The 23,681-nt window shown below is 61.3% G+C and carries 24 protein-coding genes; 8 read left to right on the top strand and 16 right to left on the bottom strand.

What is annotated here, in order from left to right; all coding sequences use genetic code 11:
• Window positions 1-93 precede the first annotated feature (93 nt).
• Window positions 94-1,242 carry a PKD domain-containing protein gene (locus NKF25_RS20520; protein ID WP_253228500.1) on the bottom strand — a complete coding sequence of 383 codons (1,149 nt, stop codon included), beginning with the start codon at window positions 1,240-1,242 and terminating at the stop codon, window positions 94-96.
• Window positions 1,243-1,497: 255 nt separating this feature from the next.
• Here NKF25_RS20520 and NKF25_RS20515 point away from each other — a divergent pair, with 255 nt between their 5' ends.
• Both NKF25_RS20515 and NKF25_RS20510 read left to right on the top strand, forming a co-directional pair.
• The gene (locus NKF25_RS20515) at window positions 1,498-2,565 is read left to right on the top strand and encodes a M20/M25/M40 family metallo-hydrolase (protein WP_253228499.1); all 1,068 of its coding nucleotides are present in this window, start codon (window positions 1,498-1,500) and stop codon (window positions 2,563-2,565) included.
• Between the two features lie 65 nt (window positions 2,566-2,630).
• A complete protein-coding gene (locus NKF25_RS20510) occupies window positions 2,631-2,873 on the top strand; it encodes a hypothetical protein (RefSeq protein WP_253228498.1) in 243 nt (80 codons plus the stop codon).
• On the opposite strand, the gene NKF25_RS20505 is transcribed toward NKF25_RS20510, so the two are convergent.
• The 7 genes from NKF25_RS20505 to NKF25_RS20475 all read right to left on the bottom strand — a co-directional run bounded on the left by NKF25_RS20505 (window position 2,874) and on the right by NKF25_RS20475 (window position 10,952).
• On the bottom strand, window positions 2,874-3,338 hold the full coding sequence (locus NKF25_RS20505; RefSeq protein WP_253228497.1) for a hypothetical protein: 465 nt from the start codon (window positions 3,336-3,338) through the stop codon (window positions 2,874-2,876).
• A gap of 95 nt (window positions 3,339-3,433) precedes the next feature.
• Window positions 3,434-4,528 (bottom strand): ABC transporter ATP-binding protein, encoded by a 1,095-nt coding sequence (locus tag NKF25_RS20500; RefSeq protein ID WP_066148066.1) that lies wholly within the window; start codon window positions 4,526-4,528, stop codon window positions 3,434-3,436.
• Window positions 4,521-5,555: an ABC transporter ATP-binding protein gene (locus NKF25_RS20495; RefSeq protein WP_253228496.1), complete on the bottom strand. Its 1,035-nt coding sequence runs from the start codon at window positions 5,553-5,555 to the stop codon at window positions 4,521-4,523. Before NKF25_RS20495 ends, NKF25_RS20500 begins: the two co-directional genes overlap by 8 nt.
• Before the next feature lie 107 nt (window positions 5,556-5,662).
• Window positions 5,663-6,646: an ABC transporter permease gene (locus NKF25_RS20490; RefSeq protein ID WP_253228495.1), complete on the bottom strand. Its 984-nt coding sequence runs from the start codon at window positions 6,644-6,646 to the stop codon at window positions 5,663-5,665.
• Window positions 6,639-7,616, bottom strand: coding sequence for an ABC transporter permease (locus NKF25_RS20485; RefSeq protein ID WP_253228494.1), 978 nt, complete (start codon window positions 7,614-7,616; stop codon window positions 6,639-6,641). The genes NKF25_RS20490 and NKF25_RS20485 overlap by 8 nt, the downstream gene beginning before the upstream one ends.
• A 33-nt stretch (window positions 7,617-7,649) precedes the next feature.
• A complete protein-coding gene (locus NKF25_RS20480; RefSeq protein WP_256487110.1) occupies window positions 7,650-9,308 on the bottom strand; it encodes an ABC transporter substrate-binding protein in 1,659 nt (552 codons plus the stop codon).
• 141 nt (window positions 9,309-9,449) lie between these two features.
• Entirely contained in the window at window positions 9,450-10,952 is a 1,503-nt protein-coding gene (locus tag NKF25_RS20475; RefSeq protein WP_253228492.1) for a metallopeptidase TldD-related protein, read from the bottom strand.
• Between the two features lie 109 nt (window positions 10,953-11,061).
• On the opposite strand from NKF25_RS20475, the gene NKF25_RS20470 reads away from it, so the two are divergent.
• On the top strand, window positions 11,062-12,441 hold the full coding sequence (locus NKF25_RS20470) for a M28 family metallopeptidase (protein WP_253228491.1): 1,380 nt from the start codon (window positions 11,062-11,064) through the stop codon (window positions 12,439-12,441).
• A complete protein-coding gene (locus NKF25_RS20465; RefSeq protein ID WP_253228490.1) occupies window positions 12,438-13,190 on the top strand; it encodes a creatininase family protein in 753 nt (250 codons plus the stop codon). Before NKF25_RS20470 ends, NKF25_RS20465 begins: the two co-directional genes overlap by 4 nt.
• Before the next feature lie 89 nt (window positions 13,191-13,279).
• On the opposite strand, the gene NKF25_RS20460 is transcribed toward NKF25_RS20465, so the two are convergent.
• Both NKF25_RS20460 and NKF25_RS20455 read right to left on the bottom strand, forming a co-directional pair.
• Window positions 13,280-13,822, bottom strand: a complete 543-nt coding sequence (locus tag NKF25_RS20460) for a hypothetical protein (protein ID WP_253228489.1) — start codon at window positions 13,820-13,822, stop codon at window positions 13,280-13,282.
• A complete protein-coding gene (locus tag NKF25_RS20455) occupies window positions 13,819-14,592 on the bottom strand; it encodes an AAA family ATPase (RefSeq protein WP_253228488.1) in 774 nt (257 codons plus the stop codon). The genes NKF25_RS20460 and NKF25_RS20455 overlap by 4 nt, the downstream gene beginning before the upstream one ends.
• A gap of 440 nt (window positions 14,593-15,032) precedes the next feature.
• Here NKF25_RS20455 and NKF25_RS20450 point away from each other — a divergent pair, with 440 nt between their 5' ends.
• Window positions 15,033-15,383, top strand: a complete 351-nt coding sequence (locus tag NKF25_RS20450; RefSeq protein ID WP_253228487.1) for a helix-turn-helix transcriptional regulator — start codon at window positions 15,033-15,035, stop codon at window positions 15,381-15,383.
• 108 nt (window positions 15,384-15,491) lie between these two features.
• The gene (locus NKF25_RS24285; RefSeq protein ID WP_256487061.1) at window positions 15,492-15,626 is read left to right on the top strand and encodes a hypothetical protein; all 135 of its coding nucleotides are present in this window, start codon (window positions 15,492-15,494) and stop codon (window positions 15,624-15,626) included.
• On the opposite strand, the gene NKF25_RS20445 is transcribed toward NKF25_RS24285, so the two are convergent.
• Entirely contained in the window at window positions 15,627-17,708 is a 2,082-nt protein-coding gene (locus tag NKF25_RS20445; protein ID WP_253228486.1) for a hypothetical protein, read from the bottom strand. It lies immediately after the preceding gene.
• Window positions 17,709-17,729: 21 nt separating this feature from the next.
• Window positions 17,730-18,419 carry a hypothetical protein gene (locus NKF25_RS20440; RefSeq protein WP_253228485.1) on the bottom strand — a complete coding sequence of 230 codons (690 nt, stop codon included), beginning with the start codon at window positions 18,417-18,419 and terminating at the stop codon, window positions 17,730-17,732.
• Between the two features lie 65 nt (window positions 18,420-18,484).
• On the opposite strand from NKF25_RS20440, the gene NKF25_RS20435 reads away from it, so the two are divergent.
• Together NKF25_RS20435 and NKF25_RS20430 are read left to right on the top strand one after the other, a co-directional pair.
• Window positions 18,485-19,441 carry an ABC transporter ATP-binding protein gene (locus tag NKF25_RS20435; protein WP_253228484.1) on the top strand — a complete coding sequence of 319 codons (957 nt, stop codon included), beginning with the start codon at window positions 18,485-18,487 and terminating at the stop codon, window positions 19,439-19,441.
• 12 nt (window positions 19,442-19,453) lie between these two features.
• Window positions 19,454-20,248, top strand: a complete 795-nt coding sequence (locus tag NKF25_RS20430) for an ABC transporter permease subunit (protein WP_253228483.1) — start codon at window positions 19,454-19,456, stop codon at window positions 20,246-20,248.
• Between the two features lie 440 nt (window positions 20,249-20,688).
• Here the strand turns inward: NKF25_RS20430 and NKF25_RS20425 are convergent, their stop codons facing one another.
• The 4 genes from NKF25_RS20425 to NKF25_RS20410 form a co-directional block, all read right to left on the bottom strand.
• Entirely contained in the window at window positions 20,689-21,921 is a 1,233-nt protein-coding gene (locus NKF25_RS20425; RefSeq protein WP_253228482.1) for a sialidase, read from the bottom strand.
• Window positions 21,878-22,213 carry a hypothetical protein gene (locus tag NKF25_RS20420; protein ID WP_253228481.1) on the bottom strand — a complete coding sequence of 112 codons (336 nt, stop codon included), beginning with the start codon at window positions 22,211-22,213 and terminating at the stop codon, window positions 21,878-21,880. Before NKF25_RS20420 ends, NKF25_RS20425 begins: the two co-directional genes overlap by 44 nt.
• Before the next feature lie 156 nt (window positions 22,214-22,369).
• Window positions 22,370-23,317: a zinc-dependent metalloprotease gene (locus NKF25_RS20415; RefSeq protein WP_253228480.1), complete on the bottom strand. Its 948-nt coding sequence runs from the start codon at window positions 23,315-23,317 to the stop codon at window positions 22,370-22,372.
• 42 nt (window positions 23,318-23,359) lie between these two features.
• Window positions 23,360-23,629 (bottom strand): hypothetical protein, encoded by a 270-nt coding sequence (locus NKF25_RS20410; protein WP_253228479.1) that lies wholly within the window; start codon window positions 23,627-23,629, stop codon window positions 23,360-23,362.
• Window positions 23,630-23,681: the final 52 nt, after the last annotated feature.

Below are 23,681 nucleotides of genomic sequence, written 5' to 3'. Positions count from 1 at the left end.
TATATCTCACTATTGGCCAAATATATACCAATCAACGTCGTTAGTGATGAAAAATTTGAAAATATCGGCAATACTGTCGTTCTCGCGGTCCGATTAGACCGTCGAGAGGACCACGGTGTCGGTGTCCGTCGAACCCTTGTCGTCGGTGACCTGGAGGGTGACTTGGTAGCGGCCACAGTTCGAGAGGGTCATCTGGATCGATTCGCCGCTCTTCTCGAACGTCCCGTCGCCGTCGATGTCCCACATGTACTCGCTGATGTCGCCGTCGTCGTCCGTGGAGGCGGACGCGTCGAGCGTGACCGTGGCACCCCGGCCGAGTCCGGTGGTGTCCGACGGCGTGGTTTCGATCCGTGCGACCGGTGGTTTGTTCTGTTCGTCGCCGTTGTTCCCGTCTCCACCGTCGCCGCCATCGTTACCGTCGCCGCCATCGTTACCGTCGCCGCCATCGCCGCCGCTACCGCCGGTGAGTATGTCGTCCTCGACGAGCTGCTGGACGACTTTGGTGTGCCATTGAACGCGTTTGTCGAGGGGCGTGTCCTCCGAAGTCGCTTCGACGAGATATGCGATAGCATCGGTGTCGCGTGCTGCCTTGTGCGTGAACAGACCCGTCGGTTCGTTGGAGGACGAGGAGAACACGTCGACGGTGAAGTCGTAGCCGTCACGCGAGACGTAGTTCTCGTTCACGTAATCGGCCGCCGCGGTGGCATCGTTCTCCGTTTTCTTGTCCCGCGAGCGGAAAATCACTTGGCCGACGCCGCCGACCATATCGCCGTCGTAGATTTCCTGCGATTCGTGGAGGTCGATGACGGTATCGGGCTCGTACTTCTCGACGACGTCCCAGATGGCGCGAGCGAGTTTCGTCTCCGGTTCGCTCCCTGTCGGGAACTGGCGGTTCAGATCGACGCCGCCGTCCGCGACACGCGAATCCTGCCTGTCGGCCGCGGCGTTCGCCCTCGGAATCGTCACGAGCCTACCGCGACTGATGTCCCAATCGGCGATTTTTCCGGCGGCCGTGTAGCCACCTTCCTCGTTGCCGTGCATTCCACCAGTGACCATCACCGTCGGTCCGGACTGGTTGGCGGTCGTTACGTACACTTTCGTCGCTTGGTCGGTCCCGCTCCGAATGGTGAACGAGTCACGCGAAACGTCCGCTTCGCTCTTTCCGCTCGTCCCGGCAACACCGAGTCCGAGGAGTCCCGCGCAACCTGCCGCTGTCAGAAACGTGCGTCGTGTTGAGGTCATACTACCCAATCGTGGGTCGTAGTGCGGGGTTATCGTTGTTTGGGTTTTGTTCAAAAATAGATGGTAGAGATTCATAATTATGGAATTATATACGGAAAATTACTCTTCATCCTCTTAGATTTGGGAAATGAACAGAGAATCATAAACAGAACATGTCGAGAAATGCGAGTGGTTTGCCGGAACCGAAACGGGACGACCGACGGTTCGGATTGCTTCGACCCGAACGGTTATCCTCCGTACACACCCGATACCAGCATGCACGTTTCGTTCGAGGACCTCGAAGCGCTGGTCGATGCCCCCGGTGCACCGGGGAACGAATACGCCGTCGCCGACCGTTTTGCCGAACTGATAGAACCGCACGTTGACACCGTTTCGTTCGACGCGATGGGGAACGTCGTCGCCACGAGCGAGGGAAGCGATTTCGAGATAATGCTCGCGGCCCACACCGACGAACTCGGCTTCCTGATCGACACGGTGGACGACGATGGCTTTCTCACCTTCCACATGCTGGGCGGTCACTACAAGGGCAACCTGTCGGGCCAACGCGTCCGCGTCGGCCCGGATGGAGTCCTCGGCGTCATCGGCCCGCGCTGTCGCCACTACATGAGCGACGAGGAGAAAGACTCCCTCCCGAACGACCTCCGAATCGACGTCGGTGCCATCTCCCCCGAAGAAGTCGCCGACCTGAACGTCGAACCCGGCGATTACGCGACGTGGGACGGCGACGTTTCCCGCCTCGCAAACGACCGCGTCGCCGGGCGGGCACTGGACGACAGGATAGCGCTCGCCATCCTGCTCGCACTCGCCCGCGAGGCGGACGTGGACGCGACGGTTCACTACGTCGCCACGGTACAGGAGGAAGTCGGTCTCCGCGGCGCGAGAACGGCGGGCTACGACCTCGACCCGGACGTCGGCATCGCGCTCGAAATCTTCCCGGTTGACGACTACCCCGCCGGGCGAACGGACGGCGCGGAGGCGACGCTGGACGGCGGTCCGGTCGTCGAGTTCGGGGACGGGTCTTCCGAGTACTTCTTCGGCGGCGTCATCGTGGACCGCCAGACGAGAACGTGGCTCTGCGAGGCGGCGGACGCGGTCGACGTGGACGTGCAACACGACGTGATGCTGACCGGCACGACCGACGCGACCGAACTCCAACAGGTCCGCGGCGGCCGCCACGCCGGGGCAATCGCGGTTCCCTGCCGCTACACTCACTCCCCAGTCGAGACAATCTCCATGCAGGACGCGGACGAAACCGCGGACGTGCTGTTGTCCGCGCTGGAGCGGGAGTTCCCGAGTCGGGACGAGATTCGCCGCCCGCGGTAACTCCATTCGCCGCCCGCCGCTCGGTTCCCGTAACGTTCACGTCCCTCCCATCCGACGGGGGGAGTATGCGCCGTTTCCGAGGGCCACAGCGCGGGTGGGCGAAGATAACCCTCGGTATCTCGATACTCTTCGCGGTCGTCGTCTTCGTGTTCCTCTGGATTCAAGGGTCGCCCGTACAGGGTGCAGCAGTAGGAATCGTCGTCATCGTGGCCGGAATCTGGGAGTGGCGACGGAAACGAACCGACCAGATTCGCGCCGAGCGGTTCGAAGCCGAGGCGGAGGAAAACCGGCGAAAGCGCCGCCAGTAGTTATTCCATCCCGTCGCGGTTCGTCACGCGTGCAAGCCGAGCGAGCAGTTCGCCGTCGAACTCCGCCGAGTCGTCCGTCGACCCCTCCGTTTCGGCTGATCTCCCTTCCGTGCCGTTCTTCCCTCGACGCGCTCGGAACCGATTCCACAGGACACGCACGCCGCGGTCGAGGATTCGCCCGAGGAACAACCCGATTTCGCGGCCGAGAAACGCCCCCAGTCGCGCGCCGTATCCCGCGTTCGACCGACCGGTCGAGCGCCGGTTCCGCCGCTCGTCCCGCTCCGAACTCCCATCCCCTGATTCGGCAGTCGAGGAATCCAGTTCTATCGGTTCCAGCCCGACCCTCGCCTCCTCGATGTCGGCTGACACCCCGGAGAGTTCGACCGTCAACCCGCCGAAATGAAACTGGCGCTCGTGTCGTCCGTCGTTCGATTCCGATTTCTCCCGTTCCCCATCCTCGGACATGCTGAATCACGTCGGTTCCCCGACCGTTCAGCACACGACGGCCGCCGTACTGTACGCTTCGGCCGGTTCGATGTGTAAAAGGATCCGACCCCGAATCAGTCGGCGGACGACTCCACCGGTTCGGCGGCGTCCTCGCGTTCGTCCTCTATCCCCGCGTACGGGTCGAAGCCTTCCGCGCTCTCGTAGAGGTGGCACGCGACTTCACGTTCGTCCTCGACGTCGGATTTCCGTTCGAGCGGCGGTTGTACCGCATCGCAAACGCCGCCGATGTACTTCTCACAACGATTCTTGAACCGGCAACCGGACGGGACGTTGATGGCGTCGCCGACCTCGCCCTGCAGTTCGACGCGCTCCCTGCCTGCCGTAGGGTCGGGGACCGGAACGGCGTCGATGAGCGCCCGCGTGTAGGGATGTTTGGGGTTCGTGATTATCTCCTCGGTGGGTCCCTGCTCCACGATTTTCCCCATGTACATGATGGCGAGTCGGTCGCACATGTGGCGCAGGAGCGAGAGGTCGTGGCTGATGTACACCACGGAGAGACCGAATTCGTCGGTCATGCGCTCCAGCAGGGAGAGCACGCCCGCTCGCAGGCTCACGTCGAGCATCGACACCGGTTCGTCCGCGACGATGAACTCCGGGTCGATGACCAGCGCCCGAGCGATGGCGAGACGTTGTCGTTGCCCGCCGGACAGTTCGTGCGGGTAGCGGTCGAAGAACGATTCGGCGGGTTCCAGTTCCGCGAATTCGAGTGCCCGACGGACCCGAGCGCGCTGGTTCGGGATATCGTGAATCCGGAGCGGTTCGACCACCGTGTCATACACCGTCATGCGCGGATTCAGGCTCTCGAACGGGTCCTGAAAGATCATCTGGGCGTTCTGCCGGAAGTTCGTGAGGTCCGACCCGCTCTTGTCCGCGATGTCCTCGCCGTCGTAGTAGATGCTCCCGCCCGTCGGTTCGTACAGCTTCGTCAGGCACATCCCGGTCGTAGTCTTCCCACAGCCGGATTCGCCCGCGATACCGAACGTCTCGCCCTCGCGGAGGTCGAAATCGATGCCGTCGATGGCGTGCACCGCATCGCCCTCTTCGCCGCGGATGGAGTTCAACAGGTCCGTCACGAGACCGCTCCCGACCGGGAACTCCTTTTCGAGCCCTTCGACGCGAACGAGCGTCTCCTGCTCGGTGTCAGTCATCGCCCACCTCCATCGACGCGTCGTTCTGCCACGTCCGTGCGCTGCTGGCGACGGAACGCAGTTCCGAGTCGATGCGGTCGGTGTGGTGACAGAACGATCGTAGTTCGCCGTGTTCGACCATCGGCGGATCCTGCTGGGTGCAGATTTCGGTCGCCAGCGGACAGCGCTCCGCGAACCGACAACCGCTCGGTGGGTTGCTCAAATCCGGTGGATGGCCGCCGATGCTCACGAGGTCCTGTTCCGACAGCCGAATGTCCGGAAACGCGCTCTTCAGTCCGAGCGTGTACGGGTGGTACGGTTCGCCGAAGATGAACTCGGCCGGGCCTTCCTCCGCGAGTTCGCCCGCGTACATGACGACGACGCGGTCGCAGGTCTCGGCGACGACGGCCACGTCGTGCGTGATGACCATCATCGCGGTGTCGCTCTCGCGCTGAATCCCGTTGATTCGCTTGAGGATCTGATCCTGCATTATCACGTCGAGCGCCGTCGTCGGTTCGTCCGCGAGGATGAGCGACGGTTGGAGCACGAGCGACATGGCGATCATCGCCCGCTGGCGCATCCCGCCCGAAAACTGATGCGGGTAGTCGGTCTGGCGTTCGCGGTCCAATCCGACGATGTCGAACGATTCGTCGATTATCTCCTGGGCCTCGGTCCGACCCATCTTCGGGTAGTGGGCGTCGATGGCTTCCAGAATCTGCTCGCGGATGGTGTAGACGGGGTCGAGCGCGTTCATCGCCGACTGGGCGATGAGCGAAATCTCGTCCCAGCGGAGTTCCCGACGTCGCTTTTCGGGCATATCGGTCAGGTCTTCACCCTTGAACAGGATTTTCCCGCCGTTGATGTAGCCGTTCTTCGGAAGGATTCCGATGAGCGCCTTCGCGAGCGTCGATTTGCCACAGCCGGATTCGCCGACGATGCCGACGGTCTCACCGGCTTCGATCTCGAAACTGACGCCGTCGACGGCTTTGACGGGACCGTCCTCGCTGTCGTAGTAGACTTCGAGGTCTTCGACTTCGAGCAGTGCCATTCAGCGGGCCTCCGTTTCGTCCGAGTACATGAATCCCATGTGCGTGAATCGTGCGTGCATGAACCGTTCGAGCGTGAACCGTGCGTGCGTGAATCGTTCGAATACGTTCATCCTTCCACCTGTAGTTCCGGATTGACGATTTCTTCGTAGCCGCGGCCGATGAGGAAGCCGCTGATGACCACGAGGGCGATACAGACTCCTGGCGGCACGAACCACCACCACGTCCCTTCGGTCATGGCGCTGTAGACGCGGGCGCTCTGGAGCATCATGCCCCACGAGACGCTGTTCGGATCGCCGAGTCCCAAAAACGACACTCCGGCCTCGGTGAGGATGGCCCATGCGATGGCGAAGGCACCGTACAGGAACGCCATCGGGAGGACGTTCGGCGCGATGTGTCGCGAGATGATGCGCCAGTTGCTCGCGCCGGAGACCTTCGCCGCCTTGACGAACGAGCGTTCGCGGAGCGAGAGGACGAGCGCGCGGATGACGCGGGCTGACGTGCGCCACTGCAGGAGCACGAACGCGAGGACGATGTTCTCCAGTCCCGGCCCGAGCACCGTCACGAGGACGATGACCGTCGGGAGGAGCGGTAGCCCGTAGACGAAGTCCACGAGGCGCATGAGGAGGTCGTCGACGCGGCCGCCGTAGTAACCGCTGACCAGTCCGACGAGCGTTCCGAGACCGACCGTCATCACGGCGGCCACCAGACCGACCATGATGGCGGGACGTGCCCCGTACACCAGTTGGCTGAAGATGTCGTAGCCCTGTGCGGTCGTGCCGAGGATGTAGCCGCCCTGACCGCCGAGGAACGACGGTTTGATCCACTTGGCGAAGAGGGCGTTCGTCATCAGTCGGTCCTTCGGGCCGTACGGCGCGATGAACGGCGCGAAGACGGCGACGAGCGCGAAGAACGCCAGGATACACATCGCGACGACGACCAACGGGTCGTCGGTGAGCATGTCGAACTGCTCGGATATCGTCCGCTTCCAGAGGCGGAGATTGCGCTGCCACGCGCTGAACTGCTCCTCGCTCTCCTCGTCGATATCCGCGAATATCGACGACTCCCGCTCTTGGTTCATCGCTTCAGTCATAGGTCACCCGTGGGTCGAGAACGCCGTATAGCAGGTCGGCGACGAAGTTCATCACGATGACCGAGAGCGCGAGGACGAGGAACGTCCCCTGTGCGACCGGGTAGTCACGTCGGAGCACGGCCCGGATCATCTCGCGTCCGATGCCCGGCCAACCGAACACCGTCTCGATGAGGACGCTGCCGCCGACCGCGTAGCCGATGGCGATGGCCGCCGCGGTCAGGACGGGAAGCAGGGCGTTCCGGGCGGCGTGGTTGAACATGATCTTGCGCTCCGTCAATCCTTTCGCACGGCACAGGTCGATGAAGTCCTCCGAGAGCGTCTCCAGCATGCTGTTACGCATGATGAGCAGCGGGTAGCCCATGTAGTAGAACGCGAGCACGAGGACCGGTGCGACCATGTGCTTGAGGAAGTCGAGCGAGAACACCATCGTCCAGAAGTGCTTGGGGCCGGACCCGAAACTCGTCATTCCGCTCATGGGGATGACGCCCAACTTGGCGCCGAATATCCAGAGGACGAGGATACCCATCCAGAAACTGGGAACGCTCCGTCCGATGAGCGCGGTGACGACCGTCGTCTTCTCGAAACGGCTTCCACGATACCAACCGGTGAGCACTCCCAGCGAGATGCCGATGATGTACGCCACGACGAAGGCGGTCAGCATCAGGATGAGCGTGTTCGGGAGATACGTGACGAGCATGTTCACGACGCGCTCGTGCGTCTTGAACGAACGACCGAGGTTGAGCGTGGCGAGGTTCTGGATGTATCGAACGTACTGCATCCACATCGGGTCGTTCAACCCGTAACTCTGGATGAGTCGCCGTCTCACCTCCGGCGTCATCCCGGGCGAGATGATGTACGATGTCGGGTCGCCCGGCATGAGTCGAAACAGGAGGAACAGTGCGGTTGCGACTGCCCAGAGCGTTATCCCCAACTGCACCGTGCGTCTGACGAAGAAGTCTAATTTTCCCATTTATGTGAAGTGTTGTGGCTGTTGTGTCGTCGGTTACTCCGACTTCGATTTCGGGAAGTGAGCCATCCCGTCTCCGTCGAAGACGTAGCCAGCGTCTTTGAGGGTCTTCTTTCCTGCTTTCACGCCGTCCGCCGGTTGGTATTTCTTCACGTCCGGGTTGCTGAACTTGCCGAAGGATTCCCCGACGAGGTTCCACCCTTCCGTCGCGAAACCGTAGAGTATCTGCTGGTTGATGGCCTTCTTCGGAATCGCGTTGACGGCGGCCTGTCGGACGGCCTTGTCGTCGAGTCCCTTCTTTCGCGTGTTCTGGCTGAAGTGCCACCATCCGTCGCCGGGGGCGGATTTCACGCCGATGTTCGATTCGTCCTGGTTGTCGTTGAGCTGTTTGCCGATACGGGTGTACGGCAGGTAGTTCAGCGTCCCTTTCTTCAGCAGCGACCAGACGGTCGAACTCTCCGGGATGATTCGCCAGATACGGCGGTTGAACTTGACCGGGTGCCAGTGGGCGTCGAACTTCTTCAGGCTCAGTTCGCTCCCCTTGTCCCAGTAGTCGAACTGGAGCGGCCCGCTTCCGACCGGTTCCTTGATGGTCGCTTTGGCCGGTTTGCTCCGACTCTCCCACTTGTGCTTCGGAATGATGGGTATCTGGTTGGAGAACAGTTTGTGGACCGGGCCGACTGGGTCCTTGAACTTCACCGTCACCCACTGCCCGTCGACCGAAACCGTGTCGTACATCTCCCACTGCGTGGCGTAGAGCGGGATTTCGTGTTTCTTGATGTAGTCGAGCGTGAACTTCACGTCGTCCGGGGTCAGGCTCTTCCCGTCGTGCCATTTGTGCCCCTTCCGAATCTTGTACTTCACCGTCTTGGTATCCGGACGCTCCCACTCGGTCGCCAGACTGAGTTCCGGGTCGGCTTCCAGTTTCGAGTTGATACGCACGAGTTTGTCGTACAGCATCTCGAACTGGTGGATGAGTTTCGTCTCGTTGTTGTATCCGAGGACGCTCAAGGTGCCGAGGGTCTCGGCCCACGACCCGCGAAGCTCCTTCTTGCTGTTGTTCACCTCGACGCTCGTCATCGATTCGAAGTGGAAGTACCCGGCGATGTGGTCGGTCCAGCCGCTGACTTGGTCGGAGTTGTACGCCACGATGTTCGGCATCTGGACGATGGGATGCATCGGGACGTCCTCGTTGAGGGTCTCCTGGATGTCGAACAGCATGTCGATACGCTTCTGTTCGTCCTTGATCTGAAGCTGTTTCATCAGCTTCGGGTCGAGGTCCTTGTTGGTGTAGCCGGTGAAGTTGCCCTGGCCCTTCCCCGTGTTCGACGAGTGGAACTGCTCCGGCATCCGGCGACCGGGGTCGATTCCGAGACCACGCGACCACGTCGCAAAGGAGTAGTTGAACTCCTCCGTAATCTTCGTGTACAGCGTCCCCCATTCGAACACCTGCACGTTCGTGTTCAGCCCTACCTTTTTGAGTTGGTCGCCGACCAGGTTGATGGCGTCGTGGCGTGCCGGGTTGTAGTTCGCGGGGTTGTTGAGGTACGAGTACGTCGGTAATTTGTCCCCCGCATTATCGGACCCGCCACCACTTCCGTCGCTTTTCGAACCACTACAACCGGCGAGGGCAGCCATACCACCAGCACCGGCCGCGGTCGTCATTTTGAGAAAGTCTCGTCGGTTGACACCCATGTTATCAATTGGCATTTGACATAGATTCCCATGAAGCCCTACTATATAAGTAAAACTAACAATATATTACAAATCGTATAGTATTGCCGGAAAAAATTCTCTCAATATCGAATAATACTGTGGGACATCACACAATCGTCGCTATTCGTGCGAGAACCGTGCAGAAACCCGAACCGCCGGAGAAGTAACGGCATAGGGGAGCATCGACCGGTGTTTCGAACAGACGCCGGTCACCGTTTCACGCACGTTCCCGATGGCCGACATCGAGCGAACGTCCGACGGGGAAACGGTCACGAGTCCGTCCGTTATTCCTCTCGTACGTTCCCCATCGTCGATCGTGTAGCCGAACCGAACCGGAAACGACAGGGTCTGGCTCGTCGCTTCGTCTGCAAACTCGGACGGTGTCGTCGCCGCGATATCCTTGGCGTAGGGGACGCTCGGCGGCATGGAACTCGCCCGCTTCGTCCGCGTCGCCTCGTTGTCGATCCTCGGCGACTCGACCGCTTCGATGTACAGGTCCGCGCCATCGAGCAACGAGGCATCGGAATCGTTCCCCCGAGCGACATCCACGTGGCGAGCGTGGATTCGTGGCGGTCGCTCGTACCCGACGCTCGGGACGACCGACCCCATCGGGACGGTCCCTTCCTCAAGCGCGGACACCGTATCGTGGAGGTAGTTTCGGACGATACCGTCGGACACCAGCGGTACCGGCATCGCCGGTCTCCCCTCGATATCGTACGCCAGTGCCCCCCACGACCCGGCGTGGACACAGTCCTCGATGTCGAGCATCGACGGCCCGAATCGGTCGCCGATGGCGTACGGACTCGACCCGAAGTACACCGAATCCGCCTCCAAATAGTGGGTGAACCCGTGGAACAACTCCGCGGCCGCTCGCGGGGAGAACACCAGTTCGACGCGGTCTCCGATGGCCAAATCCCGATCGAGCATCGGCCACTCGGATCGTCGTCGGGCCGTCGACACGATGGTGTCGAATCGCTCGGGAAGCGAATCGAGGAACGTGGCTCCGGTGGTCGCGCCGAAATGGCGCTGTACCGGTTCCGCCCCGGCCGGAGTGATGACCGCTTCGACCGACGCTCGCTCGATGGACGTGCGGACCGTCGTCCCTGTCGTCGTCAGTAGCGTCGTCCGAAGCCGTTCGTCGCGGTACGAAGTCACCGCCCGGTCGAACGTCAAGCCGTCCAGTGACCCCGCAAAGGCGGACTGGACGGTAGCGAGTTTTTCATCGGCCGTTCGGTCGGAGAGCGACTCGCCGGTCGTCCATCCCGGATGGATCGCCCGATGCATCGTCCCGACGTCGTACTGTGCCGGATCGTTCTGGTCCAACACCCGTGCCGAGCGAATCGACCGTTCAACGAGGTCTTCGAGATGGGATTCGGAAAACGAGGTAGTAAATCGGTAGTCGGCGCTCCCTTCCGCGAACACGCGCCACCAGACGCCCACGTGCGAGAGGTCGTCCGCGAACCGAACCTCGGACGGGGTCGTCGATCCGGTCGTGTGGTCCCTGTCGAGGCACCCGACTTCCGCGAAGGCGACTTCGTCGTCGGATTCGAACCGAGAGAGCAGCCACTCGGCGGCATCGAGCCCGTCCGCCGGGGCGTTCGTCCCGTCCGTCGTCTCGTCCATGACGGTCCACTTGGTCGGAATCACCTAAAATATGTTCTACATATGCGCGGATTTCTTCGAACCAAACTTACATCGTTCGGCCCGCCAATCGTAAATCCTACCACGAATTATGACAACACTACACACGAATCTCGTCGGTGATGCGTACACGAGTACACACCACTGGGACTTGCTCTGTGATCTCGTCGATCTCGACAACCGAATGGCCGGACAGGAGGGTGAGGTCGAAGGAGCGGAGTTGGTAAAGGACGCGTTCGAAACGCACGGTCTCCGCGAAGTCGCCATCAACGAGTTCGGAATTCCCGGTTGGTGGCGCGAGTCGAGTTCGCTGACCGTCGAACACGACCGGACCCACGAGTTCGACGCACAGCACGAGACCGTCGCCCTCCCCGGGACGCCGAGCGGCGATGTGGACGCCGAACTGGTCGATGTCGGTTACGGCCTGCCCACGGATTTCGAGGAGGCGGACGTGGAGGGAAAACTCGTCATGGCTTCCAGCATGACGCCGGACGATTACGGGCGCTGGATTCACCGCGCCGAAAAATACGGGGCGGCGGCACGCGGCGGCGCGGTCGGGTTCCTCTTCCGAAACCATCTGGATGGCAACCTTCCCCCCACCGGAAGCATCGGCAAGGAGGACGGTCCCGGCGACATTCCGGCCGTCGGCGTCTCGAAGGAGGTCGGCGACCGACTCGTTCGATACTGCGGGAGCGGCGAGACGACCGCCAGACTGACCGTGAACTGCCGAAACGAACCGGCGACCTCCCGCAACATCGAGGCCGTCGTCGGACCGGATACCGACGAGGAAGTGCTCGTCACCGCGCACGTCGATGCCCACGACGTGGGCGAAGGTGCGAACGACAACGGTGTCGGAACGGTGCTCGTCGCCGAAATCGGTCGTCTACTGGTCGAGATGGAGGACGACCTGGAAACACGCGTTCGCTGTCTCGTCTTCGGATCCGAGGAGGTCGGCCTGTTCGGCGCGTACCACTGGGCGGAAACGCACGATATGGACGCCGTGAAATGCATCTTCAACATGGACGGCGCGGGCTACTCCCGTACCGCCGACGTGTACACCCACGGCTTCGACCCGATGGGCGAAGCGTTCGCGGAAGTGAGCGAGGAGTTCGACGTTCCGGTCGAGATTCACGACAAAATCCGGCCGCACAGCGACCACTGGCCGTTCGTACAGAAGGGCGTCGCTGGCATGCAAGGTCGGTCCATCGCGGGCGAAAGCGGCCGCGGGTGGGGTCACACGCACGGGGATACGCTGGACAAACTCGACGTGCGCGACCTCCGTGACCTCGCCGTCGTCTTCACCGCGGGGGTGTACAAACTCGCGGAAGCGGACCGGGAGATACCACACAAGTCCGTCGCAGAAATCCGTGAGGCGACGGTCGAACAGGGGTTCGAACCCGGAATGCGAAACTCCGGCACGTGGCCGTTCGACGGCGAGGGGCGGACGACGGCGGCGGAGGCCGACCGATGACGGTCCGACTCGATTACGAACCATACGACCTCGGCGGGATGACGTGGGAGGACGCGGAGACGGCGATTCCCGACGCGGATTTCGTCGTCCTCCCGACCGGGAGCGTCGAACAGCATTCCCTCCATCTTCCCGTCACCGTCGATACACTCCGGGCGGAGTCGCTCTCGCGGGAAATCGTCGAGGCGGCACCCGACCACGACCTTTCGATGGTTCGACTCCCGACGCTTCCATATGGGTACTCCGAACACCACATGAACTACCCCGGGACGGTCACGCTGTCGGGCGACACCTACCAACGAGTCGTCGTGGAAATCGGCGAGTCGATGGCGAATCACGGTGCCGAGCGCCTCCTCGTGCTCAACTGCCACGGTGGCAACCGCGCGCCGCTCACCCTCGCGGCGGACAGGATCCAGCGCGACCACGGGGTGAAAACCTCGTTCGTCCACTGGACCGACTTCGCCCGCGACAGGCTGAAAGAGCGCTTCGGCGAGGAATGGGGACACGCGGGCGACCACGAAACCAGCGCCATCGAGTTGTTCTATCCCGACCTCGTCAGAACGGAGAAGAAGGAACCACAGGTCAGAAAGGCCGACTTCGAGGCCCGTCAGTACACGTACTTCGACGACATCACGGAACAGGGTGGACTCGGTGACCCGACGCAATCCGACCCGGAGTTCCTCGGAGAAGTCGTCGCGGAAACGAACGCGGACATCCTCGCCGCGCTGAAATCGGACATCGACCAGGAGTAACGGTCGTTAGCGTTCGGGAACCATCGACGTCGTCCGAACGTCGAAGCGTATCGTTTCTCCTTCGATAGGTGTGATTGTCGGACAAACCGTCACGAAAGTTGGTCGTCCAACCCCCACTCAGATGCCCGTCGTTCGGCTTCCTGTCGTGCCTGTTCACGGATCGCTGCGATCTTCTCCTCGTCCTCTAGAAACGCCTCCACGGCGCTGGTTGACGTCGTTTCCGGCCCCGCAGACGCCCGTTCCGGTGCGCGTTCTCGCGTTTTCTCTGCCAACGCCGGATCACCAGCCAACCGCTCGGCGGGCATTTCCGGCGGAATACGTCGTTCGTCCGTGCGGAAGTCCGTGTCACGCTCGTCCGGTGACTGCCGATAAAGTTCGACGCTGTACGGGCCTGGGACGGCGAGGTCGGCCACCGCCTCGGGACCTCCCCGCCCGGTGCCGGTATGGTGAGCTTGTATCGGAATCCCGTCTTCGAAGGTCAACACCCCGTATCCGTTCGCGTCGAGGAGCAGCGAATCCTGCGGCTCGAAGACGACACAGCCAGTGAGACGCTGTTCGAGCGCGGTGGTGAGCGCTGTTGCGGGGTTGCTGACGACGCGGGAATGAACGAGTTCGCCACGAGGAGACGTCATGGTGAGTCGGGAATGACCGCACTCCGGAAGCGTTCCGCGACCCGCTCCGATTCGCCAGCACGAACGTCAAGCGCCCCTGCGGCGTCGTGGTAGGCGTTCGCGGCCGCGCTATCGGGTGCGTGTGCGAGCAGCGGTTTTCCCGCGCGCCGTGCTGCACGTGCGGCCTCGTCGTCGGGGACGGCGGCGAGCGTCGGTCCGTCGAAGTAACGCTCGCTTTTCTCCGAAATCGGGTCCACGGTCTCGTCCTCGTGCACCTTGTTGAACAGCACGCCAGCCGTCCCGGTTCCGTAGGAACGGGCGTACTCTTGGACCTTCAGACCGTCGCTGAGGGACGGAATCGTCGGTTGGAGAACGACGACGATCCGATCGGCGAGGACGATCGGAAGGATCGCGCTCTTGCTACCGAGCGTGGCGGGCGAGTCGAGCAGGAGCACGTCCGTTTCAGCCGCCAACTCCGCCACGACCGCTTGTAACCGGTCGGGGTCGGCGCGCTCGAACGCCGAAAGGCTCGTCCCACAGGGTACGACCTTCATTCCGAATCGTTCGTAGACGGCGTCCTCGACGGACGCCTCACGGTCGCCGATGAGCAGATCGTGAAGCGTCGTCTCCGCGTCGGTCAGGCCGGTGTGAAACAGCAAGTTCGCCATTCCGGTGTCGGTATCCACGACCGTTACGTCGTACTCCTCGGCCAGCGCCATCCCGAGCGAGAGCGTACTCGTGGTCTTGCCGGTGCCTCCTTTGCCGCTCGCAACCGCAAACGCCTCGACCATCGTTCTAAACTCCAGTCTCCATCCTTTAAAAATACATTTGATTCGATGGACGAGAAATGGACTCCATATCGTTCGCTACCGGATAATCAGGATCCGGGTCCGGCGGGGAGGAACCGACGTACGAAATCGTCAGCGAGACCGATAAAGTGGAACCGATCAAGGGTGCAGAGGCCTGATCGGTTGGCAGCGACAGGATGCGTGCCGACACGACGGCCGACGATGTGTCGCAGTTCGCCGAACTCCCGGACAGGTTGAGTGGCGGTGACCGGTCCTGGAAGCCGTACGTTTGCATCGGCGATTCGTGTGAATTTCACGCATCCAGTCCGTGATTATTACCGCTGCCGTCTAAGATCTTCACTTTTTCTGACATTATGTTCAGTCCGTCCTTCTTCAAACGAACTCCAACACTGTCTTCAAACAAACATGTGATAACATACCATATGTGTCCCCGGAACAACGATCTCACGTCACCACCGCTCGCGCAGGTGTTCGTCTATCCCGCACGGATGAAATTTCTCGCCGTGCTCGCCGACGACCCGGACGGGAGTTTCAGCGCGACGGAGTTGGCGGACCACGCGGGAACCGCACCGAGTACGTGGACGAACCACCGCGACGAACTACTCGACCTCGAACTGGTCGAAACGGTCGATGCCGACGGTGCACACCCGGAGTATACGCTCGCCACGACGACACACGCGCGACTGTTACAGCGATTGTCCGACGAACTCGACGACGTTATTCACGAACTCAAAAATCCGATATCGGACGCTATTGGCGGTTTTACGCAGTGAGAACGCATTTTTGGAAATAATATGATTAATCAAACATAACCTCAATTGATGTTTTTCATGAACTATTAAAAAAATTATAATTCGTGATGGTGGAATTGTTCGTTCGCGATGTCGAAAAACAATGCACTACGCGCAAAGCTAACGGAGCATCCTCGACTGATCGGAGTACTGTTCGCCCTTATCCTGCTGGTAACGCAGTTCGGTGCCGTGCTCGCAGGTGGCGGATCGAACCCCGGACCGTAACTATTCCAAATCGGATACCTGTATTTCATCGCTCCAGACGAGTTCACCGTTCACCTCGACCGGAACGACTTGTTTCGAAAGTTCGGCTTGGAGCGACTCACCAGTCAGTGTCAGCGTCGTCACTGGCGCAGACCCCAAAAACCGTTTTTGTGACCAGTCGTGGTGGAAATTGACGTGAGTGCCGAGTCCGAACAGATAGGTCAAACACACGCTTATCTCGACCTCGAACCGGTCTTCGCCGACTCGCTTTATCTTCAGATACCGCGGATTCCCCTTCTCGTTCTGGACGAGTGACACACCTCCATCGCCCATGACCGTGTACTGGTAGCCGTGTACCGAATGGCGTTGGGCGATCGATAACGCGGTTCGAAGCGTGAATCCACGGTTCAGAAGACGAGCCAACGTCTGCCCGAGTTCCGTCGCCATCGGGTTGCCGACCGGGGAGAGCGTTACGACGCCACCCTGACTCCCCTTCTTGACGAGTTCGTGCCCCTGTTCGTAGGATTGGCAGGCGTTCAACAGAAATGCGGACACGCCGACCTCCGGAATCGACCGCACATCGAGCGACCCATCGGAACAGAGGAATCCGTTCTCATCTACGTGGCCGATGTAGTGGATGAAATCAGCTGGCTGGGCCAGCAGATCTGCGAGCTCGCCACGCGATAGATCGTAGTGTGCGATCACGTCGAAGTCGAGCATGTCCTGTAATCCGTATATCTCACGAACGACGTTCTCGTCCATCATCCCCTCGTCGTTACAGACGACGTGAATGGTGATGGTGTCCGAAGAAGGGCGACGATCGATACGCCCTCGAAGCGCGCTTACATCCAGTTTGTTGACCTTCAGTGGGTATCCCGGGCCTGCCCACGCCTGCTCGACTACGTTCGGCATCGCGTCCACCTGAAATATGTCGTGCTCGTCCACCGCTTCCCACCCGCTCGCCCCGCGAGTCAAGGCACCCGATACCGGTGATCGGAAGAACTCCGTCTGGGCGTTGGACATCGAATTGGCTGCTTTGGGGGTTGGTTCGTCCGGAATTCTGACGAGCGCGAGGTCACGGGCGAGGTACGGTACGTACTCGATACCGCTCGCCGTCGGGGCGAGATCGACCCCCAACTGCCAGTTCGGGACGAACGGTTCGAGCGTCTCGAACGGCACCGAAAGGTATGCCGCGAGTCGTTCCGGAAGCGGGGTAGTATAGAGTTCGGCGAAGTCGAAATCGACCAGCGGTTCGACTCGTTCTCGCTCGTGGAGTTCTATCCGGTAGTAGCCTTCCGTCCGGGTCAGACAGTCCAGCAGAAACGTTTGTCGGAGGACGCGGTTGACGGTTTCGCCGTACCCCTCGGAACCGACGAGGGGCTGCTCGAACGATCCGGCGACGAGACGTGGGTCGTCCCCTGGGATCACGGTCGCACCGAGATAGTACGCGAGCGGCGCTATCGGATAGACGTGTTCGCGGTCCGGTGGGACGACGAGTTCGACACCCGAATCGACGGGTTCGAGGGCGTCGGGCGCGGAAAATCCCTCACCGTACTCGATGAGCGGCGGATGTCCCCGTAACGTCGGATACGAGCGCTCGGGCGAGAGCGTCTTCAGTGCCGATCCAAACAGCGAGATGGCGCGCATCACGTCCCGGATATCGTCGGTGACGGTGATCGTCCCCGCTGGCTGGTCGTGAAACGAGCGCGTTCCGACGTAAACGGTGGTGTCGGGGTCGAACGAAAAGAAGGCCCCATCTCCCTCGTATTCGATTTGCACCGAGCTATCGAGTAGCAGATACAGCTTCATCGGTGTCGAACTCAGCTCGACCAGATACGCCCCGGGTTCGAAGGAACAGTCCGATTCGTCCGAGGTCTCCGCCACCATCGTGCCATCACCGTGGCGAATCGTGACCGGAACCGATTTCGGCACTTCGAGAGCGGTCGTCTCGATTTCGACGGCGGCATCGACCGGAAAGTAAAACATCGACGTGTCGGCAGGCGTCAAATCGACGGAACTCGACGTAAACAACGCAAACCTGACGTTTTCGATGGGGTCGTGGATATCCAGCCCATCACGCTCCGTGTGCCGTCGAAACTCCATTCTCCTTGTGTTTCCCGTTACCTACGATAGTTCTACCCAGTCCGTCGTCTCATCGAGCGTCGGCACGTGCCAGCGCTGTTCTGCTCGCCCCGGTCGTTTTCGTAGTTCGATACGAGCGTCGAACAGGGGCGATAGCTCGTCCACCATCGGGTCGTCGTCCGGGACGCGAAGGTGATAGTGTGCCATTCCGTTGACCCCACGAACGAGTGCGGTAATCCCCCGTAGGAACTGCGTGAGCGAAACGAGGTCGTCGTTCATCTCCAACACCTCGACCGAATCGAGGCCAAGCCGTAGTTCGGCAGGCTCGAATCCACCGTTTCGGTCGTTGTGAACCTCGATCGCCGAAACCAGCGCCGAGCGGAACGATTCACGATCGATGTCGGTCGGCCGAGCGGCAGTCGAATCGTCGGCCGTCGCCGCACGGTATTCCGGGCGCTGGTCGATCACCTGTGTCTCTGGCCGGTTCGATGTACCCGGGAGATACGACTCCGCGTCCATCGTCGTCGGGTTGATGAGTCCGAGAATTCGCGTTCGTTCTCCCTGTCCAAACAGCGTCCGGCTGAACTCGGCACTCGTTTCCTTGGGAACCTCGCCCGTGACGAGAAGGTTACTGCCCCTGGCTTTCAAGCCGGAAAGCCACTCCATGAACGTCACGTGTTGGACGGTGGAACCCTCGCCCGACTCGTTCTGAAATTCGAGGCGAGAAGTCATTATACAGATGTACGTTGGATGATGAAATAAGGGTTCTGGGAACGCCGTCATTCCTCGGTACTGCGATGCCGAACGACGCCGAGTGTTTCGGCGAATCGTATAAGTCGTTCGCAAACGTTCACTTTCCGGTGTCCGCGCCGGAGCCGATCGCCATCGAGGAACTGACCAAGTATTACGGGGACGTTCGAGGAGTGGAAGACCTGACGTTTTCCATCGAACCGGGAGAAGTCTTCGGGTTTCTCGGACCGAACGGGGCGGGAAAATCGACCGCGATTCGAGTCCTGCTCGGCCTCTTGCGCCCGACGAGCGGAACCGCGCGGGTGCTCGGGCACACCGTCACCGAGCGGACGAGAAGCGTCGAACATCGGATCGGATACGTCCCCGGCGACGCGACGATCTACGGAAACGTCACCGGAGCGGAGCTACTCGATTACTTCGCGGCACTCTCCGGCGACGAGCGCCGCGAGGAGTTGCTCGACAGGTTCCCCGTCCCCATCGACCGAAACGTGAAGACCTACTCGCGGGGGAACCGCCAGAAGTTGGCTCTGGTACAAGCGTTCATGCACAACCCCGACCTCCTCATCATGGACGAACCGACGGCGGGACTCGACCCGCTCGCACAGAACGAACTGTACGAATTGCTGCTCGACGAGCGCGAACGGGGGGTCACGGTGTTGTTCTCGACCCACGTCCTGAGCGAAGTTCGGAAGGTGTGTGACCGCGTCGGTATCATCCGCGACGGTCGCCTCGTCGCGCTGGAGAACATCGGTGAACTGTTGCGAAAGAGCGGAAAGATCGTCCGCCTCGACCTCGTGGAAACGCCCGACTCGGACGAGTTGCTGTTCGACGGGGCCATCGACAGTAGCCGCGACGAAGACGGCTACTATCGACTGGTCGTTACGGGTAACTTCGACGGTCTCGTGGACGTTCTCGACGACTACTCGATCCGGGATTTGGAGGTCGAAGAGACGTCGCTCGAAGACGTGTTCATGCAGTTCTACGGCGGTGAACCGGAGTCGTAGGTGGGAGACAGGATGTTCGAGATAACGAATTTCGAGATGGGACGGCGCGTCCGTGGAACGCTGTTACTGTCGGCATCGCTCGTCGTCTTCATCGTCCTCATCGTCGCGCTGTTCCCATCGATTCAGCAGTCGGGGGCCGATTTCGACACCTACGTCCAGAACCTCCCGGAGGACGCCCGCCGCGCGTTCATCGGCAACGTCGAGAGCATCACGACCATCGACGGCTACCTCGCCTCGCAGTTCTACCAGATCGCGTGGCTCCTCGGCCTCGGCATCTACTACGCCTACGCCGCCGCGTCGAGCATCGCGGGCGAAGTCGAGAACGACACGCTCGATTTGGTTCTCGCCCATCCGGTCACCCGAACCCGCCTCGTCGTCGGGAAGTATCTCGCGCTCGTTCCGAGCATGTTCGTCGTCAACGCCATCAGCTTCCTCGCGGTCTACCTCGGCGTCCAGTTCATCGGCGAGTACCTCGACCCCGCCTACCTGTTCACCCTGCACGCCTACTCTATCGTGTATTTCCTCGCGTGTGCGAGCCTCGGCATGCTCGCCTCCGTCCGGTTCGACACGGCTCGCCGCGCCCGGACGGTCGCCGTCGGGGGGATATTCGCGATGTTCCTCGTGGACTCCACCACGTTCGATACCGACTACGACTGGATCGGGGATTTCGCCTTCACGCGCTACTTCGACGTCGGGAAGATTCTCACTGATGGAACGATTTCGCTCCACGATTTTGCCATCCTCGCCGTCGCCGCCATCGGTTTGTTGGTCCTCAGCGCCGAACTGTTCGAACGACGGGACGTGTGACGACGAGACGTGTTTCGTGATTTCGTGACAGTCGAAACTGTGATGACAGTTCAGTAGGTCCCCCACCCGTGCTCCGACGTTGTGAGGAGGGTAACTCTACGATTGCAACGACTGAGAAGACTACCTCGAAAGCCCCCCGTCCGTTCGAGTGGCGCGCGCTGCCGAGGTGACGCGGCCGAACCGCTGGCCGCGTCACCTCGGAAAATTCGTGCGAGGGATGACGAAGGGAGCGCTAGCGACCGGAGGAATCGGCTGGGGAGGGTGTGGCAGACGAGGGTGCGGAGCAACCTCGCAGGCGAGCGGTGTAACCGCGAGCGGGCGGGGGCTTTCGAAGTCATCATCGTAGTAGTTGCAACTCCACACCGACCAAACACTCGTGTTCGTAGCGAGTGGTGGAGACCTTCGATATCGATCTCCCCACGACTTTGTCCTCATCCTCGTCATCGCCGTCGGAGCCACCACAGTCCCCCGAGCACCAGCACACCGACTACGATCCCGACCGAGATCAGCGACGATCCGAAACCCGATTGACGCTGGACGTTCACCGGCACCGCGTACGGCCCGGCCTGGCGCTGATCGCCGTTCGGCGTCTCGTAGGAGATGGCGACCGCGACGGGGTGTCGGTCGGGAATCGCCTTCCCGCTCACGGTCAACTGGAACGAGGTGGACGACGAATTTCCGGGGCCGAGGACGCCGACGTAGGACTCGCTGTCGTCGCTCGACAACGGATCCGAAACCAGCAGTCGTGCCGTGACGTTCGAGAGACGCTTTCCGGCGTTGTTCTTCACCCGCACCCGGAGCGTTCCGCTCGAATCAACGGTGAAGTTGGCGTCCGTCGCGGTGACGACGAACGGTTCGCGTCGCGGTTTCACCCGGACCGGAACGGAAATCGGATCGGTCACGCGACGCACGCCGCTCCCGTCGCGGTAGGTGAGTCTGGCGGTGAAATCGCGTGGACCGGGGTTCGTGGCGTTCGTCGCGTCCAAGTCGAACCCGAACCGATGCGAACTGTTGTTCGGCAGGGTTCCGAGCGGGAACTGGGTTTCCGCGGGACGGAGGGCGGTCCCGTTCGACGGCGACAGGATCAGGGTCGCGTCGTCGAGCGTCCGGTTGCCGGTGTTCTCGACGCGGCCCGAAACGCGTCCCGTGTCGCCGACGCGGAGCGTGCTGGTGACGTCTCGAACCGCGAACGAGGGCTTCGTCTGGGGTCGAATCCCGATGTACAGCGGGTCCGAAAGCCGCCGTTCGCCGGTTCGGGTGTCGTACGCGACGCGGACCTGTGCGGTGACGTTGCGGGCGTCGGTGTCCGGCCCGACTTGGAGCGGGAACTGGACGTACTTCGTATCCGTGCGTAACCACTCGCCGACCGAGGTTTCGGCCGTCGTGGCGTTGTTCCCGAACCGAATACTGGGGTCAGTCGAGTTGACGACCACGCTCGCGTCGAACGCCCCGACCGTCCCCGCGTTCCGGATGGCGAGCGAGAGCGTTCCCGTCTCGCCCGCACTCCCGTTGACCGTCGTGTTCACCACGCGGAACCGGGGGCTTCGCTCTACCTGAACCGAGACGTATCGAAGAACTGTCCGTTCGCCGGAATCGGTCGTGTACGTCACTCGAACCGGCAGGACGTACTCACCCGCCGTCGCCCGCTCGCCGACTCGGATTCGAACGGGCACCGACTGTTGTGTTCCGGGGGGGGAGCGTCCCGACCGGGACGCGATTCGACAGCACCGTTATCGGCGTGTTCGCGTCCCCGACTTCGACCGTCGCGCCCGAGAGCGTCGAACCGCCGTTCGTACCGCTCCCGTCGTTGGCCACGACGAGTTGCAGTCGGGTCTCCTGTCCCGGAGCGACCCGGTTTTCCGGCGCGAAAACGCTGATTCCGGACCCGTTCTGACTCCCCTGTACCGTTACCCCTGCTCCCAACAGCGTGGTACAGACGAGAATCGTGACCACTACACCCCCCATGCGCATGGTGGGCGTACGACGTTATTTGACAAATCATTGACGGCGACGGCGAGGAGTCACGTCGGGCGCTTGCCGTGGAACTATCCAATGGAATCAGAAGTAGTCGAAAGAGTGTTCGAACCGGATCGACCTCTCACCCGCAGTAAAGAAGGAAGATCAGACTCGTGCCAGCCAGCGTTCGGGGTGTTCGAGTTCGTCGTCGGTCGGGAGGTTGTCCGGTTTCTCCCAGACGCGAGTCGCGACCTCGACGCTCCGCGCCGAGACGACGTGTTCGAAGAAGGCCTTCCCACGCTCGTACTGTCGGCGTTTCATGCCGAGGCCGAGCATGCGACGCATGAGCTTCGAGAGCGGGTTCATTCCCTTCCGTCGGGCTTCGATCTTCTCGCGGAGGTCCTCGTACTCGTCGTCGAAGGCCTCGTCCATGAGGAGTTCGGCGTAGCCCTCGACGGCGGTCATGGCGGTGTCGAGTTGCTGGAACGCATCGCGGTCCACTTCCCCGTGGGCGAGGGCCTCGATGCCGGATTCCATCTCCGATTCGAGATAATCCGAGAGCCACGGTGCCGCGCCGAATTCGGCGGCGTGCGTGACCTCGTGGAAGGCGATCCAACGGCGGAAGCGGTCGGCATCGACTTCCAACTCCTCCGCGGTACGGGCGATGTTGGGATGGACGAAGTAAAGCGCGTGGTCGTCACCTTCGGCGAGTAGGAGCGGGTCGTACTGGCCGAGGACGTTGTTGCCGAGGAGGGAGAGCATGAACGTCATGGTTCCCGTGTTGACGACGCGAGCGATCCCGGGAAGCACGTCGGGGCCGTACTCTTCGATGGGTTCCATCACGCGTTCGAATGTGGCGATGTTCGCGTCGATCCAGTGGTGACGGTTCTGAATTTCGACGGTGCTCGGAACGTCGAAGGAGACGCCGGAGACTTCACGGACGCGGTTTCGGGCGTCGCGCACGTCGGTCGCATAGCCGTCCTGCTCCGCAGGTGAGAGGTCTATCGAGCCGGGGTCCGTCGCCGCCTTCGCCGCGTCGGCCACCGCCGTCCAATCGATGGGGCCGGTTCCGGATGCGCCGGTGACGGCACGGACGCTACGGTAAAGATTCACACCACTACGTTGTATTCGAGCCGACAAAATCCTTCTGTCCAGTCACTCCCGTCGGTGTCGAAGCCGTCGTGCGACCGCAGCGGCCACGACGAGAAAGAGGATTGGTGCCAGTTTCTCCGTTACCGACGAACCCTCGTCGTGCGCTTCATGTTTGCCGTGTTTTCCGTGTTTGTGTTTGCCGTGCTTTCCGTGTTTGTGTTTGCCGTGCTTTCCGTGTTCGTGCTTTTTCCATCCGAACATGCCCGACGATTCCGCCTCGCCCGTGTTGAGTGTGAAGTTCGGTTCGTGAAGGTGTAGTTCTAGAAACCCCATGCACCACTCCTCAACGTTCATCCCCTTATTGATTCTGGGTCAACATATTTTT

This window comes from Haladaptatus sp. AB643 (assembly GCF_024136975.1).
GTDB lineage: Archaea > Halobacteriota > Halobacteria > Halobacteriales > Haladaptataceae > Haladaptatus.
The sequence above is the reverse complement of the archived record's forward strand: the minus strand, read 5'-3'. Positions and strand labels throughout refer to the sequence as shown.

Excerpts from the sequence above, each read along its gene's own strand:
- NKF25_RS20520 (WP_253228500.1), bottom strand. The coding sequence starts at position 1,242 with ATGACCTCAACACGACGCACGTTTCTGACAGCGGCAGGTTGCGCGGGA.
- NKF25_RS20515 (WP_253228499.1), top strand. The coding sequence starts at position 1,498 with ATGCACGTTTCGTTCGAGGACCTCGAAGCGCTGGTCGATGCCCCCGGT.
- NKF25_RS20510 (WP_253228498.1), top strand. The coding sequence starts at position 2,631 with ATGCGCCGTTTCCGAGGGCCACAGCGCGGGTGGGCGAAGATAACCCTC.
- NKF25_RS20505 (WP_253228497.1), bottom strand. The coding sequence starts at position 3,338 with ATGTCCGAGGATGGGGAACGGGAGAAATCGGAATCGAACGACGGACGA.
- NKF25_RS20500 (WP_066148066.1), bottom strand. The coding sequence starts at position 4,528 with ATGACTGACACCGAGCAGGAGACGCTCGTTCGCGTCGAAGGGCTCGAA.
- NKF25_RS20495 (WP_253228496.1), bottom strand. The coding sequence starts at position 5,555 with ATGGCACTGCTCGAAGTCGAAGACCTCGAAGTCTACTACGACAGCGAG.
- NKF25_RS20490 (WP_253228495.1), bottom strand. The coding sequence starts at position 6,646 with ATGACTGAAGCGATGAACCAAGAGCGGGAGTCGTCGATATTCGCGGAT.
- NKF25_RS20485 (WP_253228494.1), bottom strand. The coding sequence starts at position 7,616 with ATGGGAAAATTAGACTTCTTCGTCAGACGCACGGTGCAGTTGGGGATA.
- NKF25_RS20480 (WP_256487110.1), bottom strand. The coding sequence starts at position 9,308 with ATGGGTGTCAACCGACGAGACTTTCTCAAAATGACGACCGCGGCCGGT.
- NKF25_RS20475 (WP_253228492.1), bottom strand. The coding sequence starts at position 10,952 with ATGGACGAGACGACGGACGGGACGAACGCCCCGGCGGACGGGCTCGAT.
- NKF25_RS20470 (WP_253228491.1), top strand. The coding sequence starts at position 11,062 with ATGACAACACTACACACGAATCTCGTCGGTGATGCGTACACGAGTACA.
- NKF25_RS20465 (WP_253228490.1), top strand. The coding sequence starts at position 12,438 with ATGACGGTCCGACTCGATTACGAACCATACGACCTCGGCGGGATGACG.
- NKF25_RS20460 (WP_253228489.1), bottom strand. The coding sequence starts at position 13,822 with ATGACGTCTCCTCGTGGCGAACTCGTTCATTCCCGCGTCGTCAGCAAC.
- NKF25_RS20455 (WP_253228488.1), bottom strand. The coding sequence starts at position 14,592 with ATGGTCGAGGCGTTTGCGGTTGCGAGCGGCAAAGGAGGCACCGGCAAG.
- NKF25_RS20450 (WP_253228487.1), top strand. The coding sequence starts at position 15,033 with ATGTGTCCCCGGAACAACGATCTCACGTCACCACCGCTCGCGCAGGTG.
- NKF25_RS24285 (WP_256487061.1), top strand. The coding sequence starts at position 15,492 with ATGTCGAAAAACAATGCACTACGCGCAAAGCTAACGGAGCATCCTCGA.
- NKF25_RS20445 (WP_253228486.1), bottom strand. The coding sequence starts at position 17,708 with ATGGAGTTTCGACGGCACACGGAGCGTGATGGGCTGGATATCCACGAC.
- NKF25_RS20440 (WP_253228485.1), bottom strand. The coding sequence starts at position 18,419 with ATGACTTCTCGCCTCGAATTTCAGAACGAGTCGGGCGAGGGTTCCACC.
- NKF25_RS20435 (WP_253228484.1), top strand. The coding sequence starts at position 18,485 with ATGCCGAACGACGCCGAGTGTTTCGGCGAATCGTATAAGTCGTTCGCA.
- NKF25_RS20430 (WP_253228483.1), top strand. The coding sequence starts at position 19,454 with ATGTTCGAGATAACGAATTTCGAGATGGGACGGCGCGTCCGTGGAACG.
- NKF25_RS20420 (WP_253228481.1), bottom strand. The coding sequence starts at position 22,213 with ATGGGGGGTGTAGTGGTCACGATTCTCGTCTGTACCACGCTGTTGGGA.
- NKF25_RS20410 (WP_253228479.1), bottom strand. The coding sequence starts at position 23,629 with ATGGGGTTTCTAGAACTACACCTTCACGAACCGAACTTCACACTCAAC.